Annotated in this window: 7 protein-coding genes and 1 pseudogene; 2 read left to right on the top strand and 6 right to left on the bottom strand. The window is 32.3% G+C overall.

From position 1 onward, the window contains the following. Nucleotides 1-202: 202 nt before the first annotated feature. The 3 genes from HMPREF3134_RS06455 to HMPREF3134_RS06445 form a co-directional block, all read right to left on the bottom strand. The gene (locus HMPREF3134_RS06455; protein ID WP_070441602.1) at nt 203-1,111 is read right to left on the bottom strand and encodes a phosphate/phosphite/phosphonate ABC transporter substrate-binding protein; all 909 of its coding nucleotides are present in this window, start codon (nt 1,109-1,111) and stop codon (nt 203-205) included. A gap of 240 nt (nt 1,112-1,351) precedes the next feature. Next, nucleotides 1,352-2,845, bottom strand: coding sequence for an aldehyde dehydrogenase family protein (locus HMPREF3134_RS06450; protein ID WP_070441599.1), 1,494 nt, complete (start codon nt 2,843-2,845; stop codon nt 1,352-1,354). A 240-nt stretch (nt 2,846-3,085) separates the two neighbouring features. Further along, nucleotides 3,086-3,742, bottom strand: coding sequence for an NAD(P)H-dependent oxidoreductase (locus HMPREF3134_RS06445; RefSeq protein ID WP_070441596.1), 657 nt, complete (start codon nt 3,740-3,742; stop codon nt 3,086-3,088). Between the two features lie 316 nt (nt 3,743-4,058). On the opposite strand from HMPREF3134_RS06445, the gene HMPREF3134_RS06440 reads away from it, so the two are divergent. Next, a complete protein-coding gene (locus HMPREF3134_RS06440) occupies nt 4,059-5,051 on the top strand; it encodes a D-lactate dehydrogenase (RefSeq protein WP_070441593.1) in 993 nt (330 codons plus the stop codon). Between the two features lie 60 nt (nt 5,052-5,111). Here HMPREF3134_RS06440 and HMPREF3134_RS06435 read toward each other — a convergent pair whose 3' ends face one another. Together HMPREF3134_RS06435 and srtA are read right to left on the bottom strand one after the other, a co-directional pair. After that, on the bottom strand, nt 5,112-5,909 hold the full coding sequence (locus HMPREF3134_RS06435) for a Cof-type HAD-IIB family hydrolase (protein ID WP_070441589.1): 798 nt from the start codon (nt 5,907-5,909) through the stop codon (nt 5,112-5,114). 240 nt (nt 5,910-6,149) lie between these two features. Continuing rightward, nucleotides 6,150-6,752 (bottom strand): class A sortase SrtA, encoded by a 603-nt coding sequence (srtA, locus tag HMPREF3134_RS06430; RefSeq protein WP_053025326.1) that lies wholly within the window; start codon nt 6,750-6,752, stop codon nt 6,150-6,152. Nucleotides 6,753-6,910: 158 nt separating this feature from the next. Between srtA and HMPREF3134_RS06425 the strand changes: the two genes are divergently transcribed. Beyond that, nucleotides 6,911-7,405, top strand: a complete 495-nt coding sequence (locus tag HMPREF3134_RS06425) for a GNAT family N-acetyltransferase (RefSeq protein ID WP_070441586.1) — start codon at nt 6,911-6,913, stop codon at nt 7,403-7,405. A gap of 112 nt (nt 7,406-7,517) precedes the next feature. On the opposite strand, the pseudogene HMPREF3134_RS06420 reads toward HMPREF3134_RS06425, so the two are convergent. After that, a pseudogene (locus tag HMPREF3134_RS06420) lies at nt 7,518-7,685 on the bottom strand (hypothetical protein); the annotation flags it as partial. Nucleotides 7,686-7,843: the final 158 nt, after the last annotated feature.

The following is a 7,843-nucleotide window of genomic DNA, read 5'->3' as shown; positions in this document are numbered from 1 at the left end:
TTTTAATTCAGTCAACTACTGCCAATATATATTTATACAGTCTGGGACATAAATAATATAATAATGCTATTTAGCAAATTCGCAGTAGCTGACTGAACTGAGAAGGCGCTTAAATCAAACTTTTCTCAGTTCTAGTCATCCTTGCGGGGGTGGGACGACGAATTTTAAAAGAATTCTGTCCCACTCCCTTAATCTTAAATTTTTATTCCTCGACAAGTTTTCTATATTTTCTTACTGTATCAAAGTCACTATCTTTTGCTTTTTCATAGCCATGATGCCCATAAATATCTGTAAGTATTTTCTTACCTTTTTCAGATTTACTAATATCTAAAAAAGCATTACTGATTTTAGTTTTCCACTGTTTACTCATATCACCACGCACAGAAATCGTATCATTTGGTATCTTATCCGTGCGATAAATCGCTTTAGTGTCTTTATATATTTTGGGATAATCTTGCTTTAAATCAGCACGTGCATCTTGATATGTAGCTACAGCATCCACATCACCGTTTAACAAGGCTATCAATGCTTGATCATGCCCTTTAATTTGAGCAATTTTGATATCACTCTGATTAACATTAACTTTTTTTAAGCTTGCCATTGGATAAATATATCCCGAAGTAGATTCTGGGTCTTGTAAGCCTACTTTAGCCCCTTTTAAATCTTTTAACTTATGTAAATGACTGTCTTTACGAATTACGATTTGTGAGCGATAATAATCGACTAATTTATTAGTTGTATTACCTTTATCATCTACTAAATAGCCTTTGGATTTCAACAGTACATCTGCAACACCTTTATCATGTGCGATGGTATAAGACACTGGTGAAATAAATGCAACATCCACTTTCTTTGATCTTAAAGCTTCTACCATTGCATTATAGTTAGTTGCCACATGTACTTTAACTGGAAGGCCTAATTCCTTTGACAACTGTTGCTGTAACGGTTTCACTTTAGCGTTCAACGTTTTTGAATTTTGGGATGGTACAAATCCTACTTTTAATTCTTTTGGTTCATGGTCATTCGAATGTTTCTCATCATGTTGAGAACAACCACTCAGAGTGAGTACTAATATTATAAAACTAATTAATAGTACTTGTAATTTTTTCATCATTTTTCCCTTTGCAAAATATAGATTTTAAAGACTTAAATTGTATTATAACTTATTTAATTTAAAAAAGTCTCAATCTATCAATTTCTAAATAAAACTTCTACAATATGTAATTTGTAACTATATCATATGCGCTTATCTTTTAAACCCATAAAAAGAGCTATCTGCAAAGTCTCGGCTTTGCAGATAGCTCACATTCAATTTAAATGATATTCATTTTTTATTTATAAACTAACTATCTTAGTATAATCCTTTTGTTTGATTGCTAGTATCAATGAAGATATTTTTAACTTGTTGATAGTTTTTAATAGCGTCTTTATAAATTTCACGACCGATACCAGATTTTTTATATCCACCGAATGGCGCACCAGCTGGGAATTGGTTATAAGTGTTAATCCAAATACGACCAGTTCTCATTGCTTTAGCAACATTTAATGCACGGTTAATATTAGTAGTAAAGATACCACCAGCTAAGCCGTATTCTGAATCATTCGCAATTTTAATTGCTTCAGCTTCATCTTCAAATTTTTCTACTACTACAACTGGTCCGAAAATTTCTTCTTGTGCTAATTGATGACTATTATCTTTAATTTCGATGATTGTAGGCTCGAAGAAGTATCCTTTGTCACGTCCATTATCTGTTAAGCGATGACCACCTGTTAAGATATTAGCATTTGAATCTTCTTCTGCAATTTTTACGTAGCTTTCAATTTTTTCAAGTTGTTCTGGGCCAGTTTGAGCACTCATTTTAACGTCTTCATCAAATGGGTCGCCCACTTTGATATTTTCGAAAGATTCTTTTAATTTAGGCATTACTTTATCATAGATTGAAGATTGTACTAATAAACGTGAACCAGCACTACATACTTCACCTTGGTTGAATAAAATACCTAATTGTGCACCTTCAACAACTTGATCTAAGTTTGCATCATCAAAGATGATATTAGCACTTTTACCACCTAGTTCTAATGTAGTTGGAACGATACGTTCAGCACCTGCTTTCGCAACGCCGTAACCAACGTCTGTTGATCCTGTAAATGATAATTTGTTTACACCTTCATGATTGAAGATTGCATCACCTGATTCTGAACCTTTACCAGTTAATACATTTACGACACCTTTAGGTAATACTTCTTGGAAGATCTTCGCAAGTTCAATTAATGATAATGGTGTAGAAGAAGATGGCTGAATTACAATTGTATTACCCGCAGCTAATGCTGGTGCTAATTTCCATGACGCTAATAAAATTGGGAAGTTCCATGCAACTACAGCACCAACAACACCTACTGGTTCATTGACAACTAAACTCATTGTATTCTCATCAATTTCATTGACTGAACCTTCGTCTGTTGTTAATACACTCGCAAAATATTTAAATTGATTTGCTGTTAATGGCACATCAATTGTTGACGTTTCTCGATAAGGCTTGCCATTTTGTAACGATTCAATTGTCGCGAAGTGTTCCACTTTTTCATGAATTCGACGACTAATTTCTAATAAATAGTCCGCACGTTCTTCTTTAGATGTTTTACTCCAACTGTCAAAAGCATCTTGCGCAGCTTGTACTGCTTTATCAACATCAGATTTACTTGCTTTAGCTACTTTAGCTAAATCTTCACTGTTCGCAGGATTAGTTACAGTTAATGTGTCTCCACTTTCGCTTGCTTGAAATTCACCGTTGATAAATAAACCGTATTGTTCCTCTATGAAATCTCTAACGTTTACTTTTGCCATTTTTCATCATCCCTTTATATAAATTTATGAAAAACCTTATGTGCGTTGTGTTTATATCGAAATGCAAGCGTTTACTTAAAGCTGCTATTATTTTACCTTATTCACATTTTTAAATACACTAACTTGCTTATAATATTTTTCCGTGTATTAAGCTCTTTAAACATCATTAATTCTAGTTATAGAATCTATCACTTATGGATAATATAAAAGAGAGTCTTTGCTCTCCTTTTTGATTCTATATTAAATCCATTCAATAACATCTTCAGCGGGTTGACGAACTTTATCTTTTGGTTCTTCTTTTCGATAACCAAATGCAACCATAACAGATGGTGCGAAATGTTCTGTATCGATAACATTTTCTTCAGCTAAGATTTCAGTAACTTTATCTAAATCAAATCCTTCCATAGGACATGAATCAATTCCTAATAATGCTGCAGTGGTCATCATGTTAGCTAATGCAATGTAAGTTTGTTTACTTGCCCAGTCTAATAATGTTCGCTCATTATCGTTAATATGGAAATTCGTTTGGAAATTATTAAATTTATCTTCAACTGCTGGAATCGTACTTTCTTCGTATTTTTTAATATCTCGAATTATATGTTGTACGTATTCTGAATCTGCAGTGACATTTTTGCGTGCAAGAATAATAACGAAACGACTTGCTGTATTTAATTGCTTTTGTGCTCCCCAACTATATGGTTTTAATTTTTCTTTTAAATCTTCATTCTCAATAACAACAAAACGCCAAGGTTCCAATCCCAGTGAACTAGGTGATAAACGACCTGTTTCTAATATTGTGTGGAAGTCTGAGTCACTGACTTTCTTTTTAGAATCAAATTCCTTTGTTGCATGTCTAAAATTAAAAGCATTGATTATTGTCTCTTGCATTGAACTCATGAAATATATCCTCCTTAGATAGTACTAATTTGATTATAAAGTACATTTCCTTTAGCCTAAAGTTATACGCTTACAAAAGTTATCATTAAAAAATAAATGAAAATTTACTATTTTTATGTGATTTTTTAACAATCGAAAAATAAATTTCGTATTTCCTATTGATTTGTGAATAAATTCACAATATAATGTATTTGTAAGTTAAGTAATAGAGATGTTTCAAATCATTATTCCTATTAATATTCACATTTCTATAGACAACTTAAGAAAACTTATTTATTAATTATAAATTCATACAAAATGAAGTGAGGTTATTAAAATGACAAAAATTATGTTTTATGGAACTCGTGATTACGAGAAAAATGACGCTTTAAACTGGGGTAAAGCGAACAATGTTGAAGTTGTTACAACTGAAGAAATTTTAAGTGAAGACACAGTTGATTTAGCTAAAGGTTTCGATGGTGTTACTACAATGCAATTTGGTAAATTAGCAGACTCTGTTTATCCTAAACTTGAAGAATATGGTATTAAACAAATTGCTCAACGTACTGCTGGTTTCGACATGTACGATTTAGAGTTAGCTAAAAAACATGGCATTATCATTTCAAATGTACCTAGTTATTCACCAGAAACTATTGCTGAATATTCAGTTTCTGTCGCTTTACAATTAGTTCGTCGCTTCCCTGCGATTGAAAAACGTGTTCAAGAACATAATTTCAAATGGGCTGCACCTATCATGTCTACACCTGTTAAAAATATGACAGTAGCTATTATCGGTACAGGTCGTATTGGTGCTGCAACTGGTAAAATTTATGCTGGTTTTGGTGCAAAAGTAGTAGGCTATGATGCATATCCAAACAACTCATTAGATTTCTTAGAATATAAAGATTCAGTTGAAGAAGCAATTGCTGATGCTGATATCATTTCATTACATGTTCCAGCGAATAAAGAAAGTTTCCACTTATTCGATGCAGATATGTTCTCTAAAGTTAAAAAAGGCGCAGTATTAGTAAATGCAGCTCGTGGTGCTGTTATTGATACACCAGCTTTAATTAATGCTGTAAATGACGGTACTTTATATGGTGCTGCCATTGACACATATGAAAATGAAGCTGATTACTTCACATATGACTGGACAGGTAAAGAGATCGAAGATGAAACGTTATTAGAATTAATTAAACATGAAAACATTTTGGTCACTCCACATATCGCATTCTTCTCTGATGAAGCTGTGAGAAATTTAGTTGAAGGCGGATTAAACGCAGCATTATCAGTTATTAATACTGGTAAATGTGAAACTCAATTAAACTAAGATATGTGTTTAATAAATAAAAAGGAGAATTCTCAAAATTGAGAGTTCTCCTTTTTTAAGCTATTTCAATACTTCTTGCTCGATAATCTGTAATACCCCTTGCTCATCATTACTTGGAGCAACTGCCTTGGCAACTTCAAATAGTGTTTCATCATGACTATTAGCCATTACATAACTGTGCTCCGCTAATTCAAGCATGTCCTTATCATTGTTAGCATCACCAAATGCCATCAAATCAGAAGTAGACATATGCCACTCATCCATTAAACGTTGAAGCGCTTGTCCTTTTGTCATATTAGGCATAATAATATCAATACTATCATGTCCACTCGATACGAGTTTAATAGTATTGCTAAACTTTTCCTCTAAATCAGTATCAAGTGTTGAATGCATATCTCGATTAATATTTAACGCAATCTTGACATATTCATCATCCGGTAATGGTTGAAAAGAATCAATTTCCTCCAACTGATGATAATAGAAATGCGCATCTTCCTTAAATGCTTCACTCGTGTCTTTCAATATATAGGCACTCTTTAATCCGCAAACAATAAATTCTTTAATATTTCTATCAATATTTAAATAATCAACAACTTCTTTGTAGTCTGTTTGATTGAAACTACGATAATTATATAAATCTTTGCCTCTGTAAATAACTGCACCATTTTCAGAAATAAAGAACATATCTCTTTCTCCGAATATAGATTGTAATTTAGCAAATTGATTTCCACTTGCAGCAATGAATTCTATATTGCGTTCTTTCAATGCTTTAAATATCTTCTCAAAACGGTCTTTATCATAATTCTTCTTAGAATCTAAAAATGTACCATCCATATCTACTGCAATAGCTTTAACCATGTGCAATCCCCCTAGTCCGTTGTATTCACATTTATTATATATGTCATCTAATTAGGGTTGAAGTTCACACTAACATGATGAAACTATATTCACATTCTGAAATTAAATACAATAAATAAAAATAGCATGATTATTTCTAATGCTAAATTTAAAGGAGTGACACAAGATCTACATTGGATGTCTTGTATCACTCCTAATGACTTAGCATTTATGTTTTATGTAACGATTGGTGTTTATTATTTATTTAACTTGTTTCGCCACAAAGATTTTACGTTTTTCCCAAATACCGGTTTGCTCATTGTAATCGTCACATGTAATTAATGTTAATTGATTCTTTTCACCTTTGTGTTCGTCCAATACTTCAACTTCGTCTGGATTAACATCACGTATACTAGTCATTTTATATTCGCGTGTTTCTTTTCCTATCTTGAAGTATACTTTGCTACCTTTTTTAGCTGCTTTTAAGTTTGTGAATTGGTAATGTGGTCTATCGGTAAATGTATGACCTGCGATTGATATATTTTGATCACTTAGCGATTCATCTTTCTCAGCGAAACTTACACCACGATTTAACTGTTCTGGTGTCGCTGGTCCAGGATACACGGGTTCTTTAATCTCTGCATCTGGCACTGATATATACCCTGCCATTTTAGTTTTATCCTTAGGAATGGTTGGTGTTTGTTTATTGCTAGACTTATCCTGTTTATCATATTGTTCTATTTTGTTGTCGTTATCTTTTTCATGTAAATAATTATCGATATGTGGTTTAGCAAATAGATACACTGCTACTAAGATGAGTATGACACCAAGTATCGTCATCAATCGATTAATCCAATTCTTCATTATGTATTACTCCTTTAACGTGACTTTCTTAGGTCATAGTATATCATGTTTATTTCGTAAGTTTAATTTAATTTATCGTGTCATATTTAATTACATATAGTTGCAACAATTGAAATCTCGTTTTAAACTGATACAAACTTAGAAAAGTAGGTGCCATAATGATTAGAGAAGCAAAAATTGAAGATTTACCGGCAATACTATCAATCTATAATGATGCAATATTGCATACTACAGCTGTTTACACATACGATATTCAAACTTTAGATGAACGTAAAGCTTGGTTTGAAATGAAGAATAAAGCAAATGAACCTATATTTGTATTTGAACAAGCTGGCAAGGCTGTTGGTTTTGCAACTTACGGTCAATTTAGAAACTGGCCGGCTTACTTATATTCTATTGAACATTCGATTTACGTAGATAAATCAAATCGAGGCAAAGGCATTGCTTCTCAATTATTACAACATCTTATTGAAGATGCCAGAACTAGAAATTATCGTACTATTGTAGCTGGTATCGATGCTTCCAATGATAGCAGCATCAAATTACATGAAAAGTTTAACTTCAAACATGCAGGTACCATTCAAAATGTTGGCTACAAATTTGATCGCTGGTTAGATCTTGCTTTTTACCAATATGATTTGCATGACAAATAAAAAAGTAAGTGAGTCCCTTTTACTCACTTACTTTTCTTTTATCGTCTTTTTCAAAAAAGTCTTCCTTCTCATGAAAGAATTCTTTCTTAAATAAAGTTTCTATTTGTTTCCTCTTTTTCTCCGCAATTACAAAACCCACATAATAAAACAGGAATACAATAATCATACTTAGTGACATCGATTGTAATAAGAGATTCTCCCATGTTCCCTCAACTGTCCATAACTGTGTAATGGTTGTGTTAGTCACGAATATAAAAAAGATGATACATAACCTTAGCATATCATCATCCCCTTTTCGGCTATTTTAAACGTAATAGTGAAATTTTGCAATAACTTTTTAAATTTTCTGATAAATAAATGGAAGTAGAACATATCTGATATTTTCTCAAAGTTTATTTCGTTTTAACCCCAGCTTGCTTAGCTTGTAGAATTTCTTTA

Origin of the sequence: Staphylococcus sp. HMSC14D10, from assembly GCF_001808125.1 — a bacterium.
Taxonomy (GTDB): Bacteria; Bacillota; Bacilli; order Staphylococcales; family Staphylococcaceae; genus Staphylococcus; species Staphylococcus haemolyticus.
Note: the sequence above shows the minus strand (reverse complement) of the source record. Positions and strands in the feature narration are given on the sequence as shown.

Excerpts from the sequence above, each read along its gene's own strand:
- HMPREF3134_RS06455 (WP_070441602.1), bottom strand. The coding sequence starts at position 1,111 with ATGAAAAAATTACAAGTACTATTAATTAGTTTTATAATATTAGTACTC.
- HMPREF3134_RS06450 (WP_070441599.1), bottom strand. The coding sequence starts at position 2,845 with ATGGCAAAAGTAAACGTTAGAGATTTCATAGAGGAACAATACGGTTTA.
- HMPREF3134_RS06445 (WP_070441596.1), bottom strand. The coding sequence starts at position 3,742 with ATGAGTTCAATGCAAGAGACAATAATCAATGCTTTTAATTTTAGACAT.
- HMPREF3134_RS06440 (WP_070441593.1), top strand. The coding sequence starts at position 4,059 with ATGACAAAAATTATGTTTTATGGAACTCGTGATTACGAGAAAAATGAC.
- HMPREF3134_RS06435 (WP_070441589.1), bottom strand. The coding sequence starts at position 5,909 with ATGGTTAAAGCTATTGCAGTAGATATGGATGGTACATTTTTAGATTCT.
- srtA (WP_053025326.1), bottom strand. The coding sequence starts at position 6,752 with ATGAAGAATTGGATTAATCGATTGATGACGATACTTGGTGTCATACTC.
- HMPREF3134_RS06425 (WP_070441586.1), top strand. The coding sequence starts at position 6,911 with ATGATTAGAGAAGCAAAAATTGAAGATTTACCGGCAATACTATCAATC.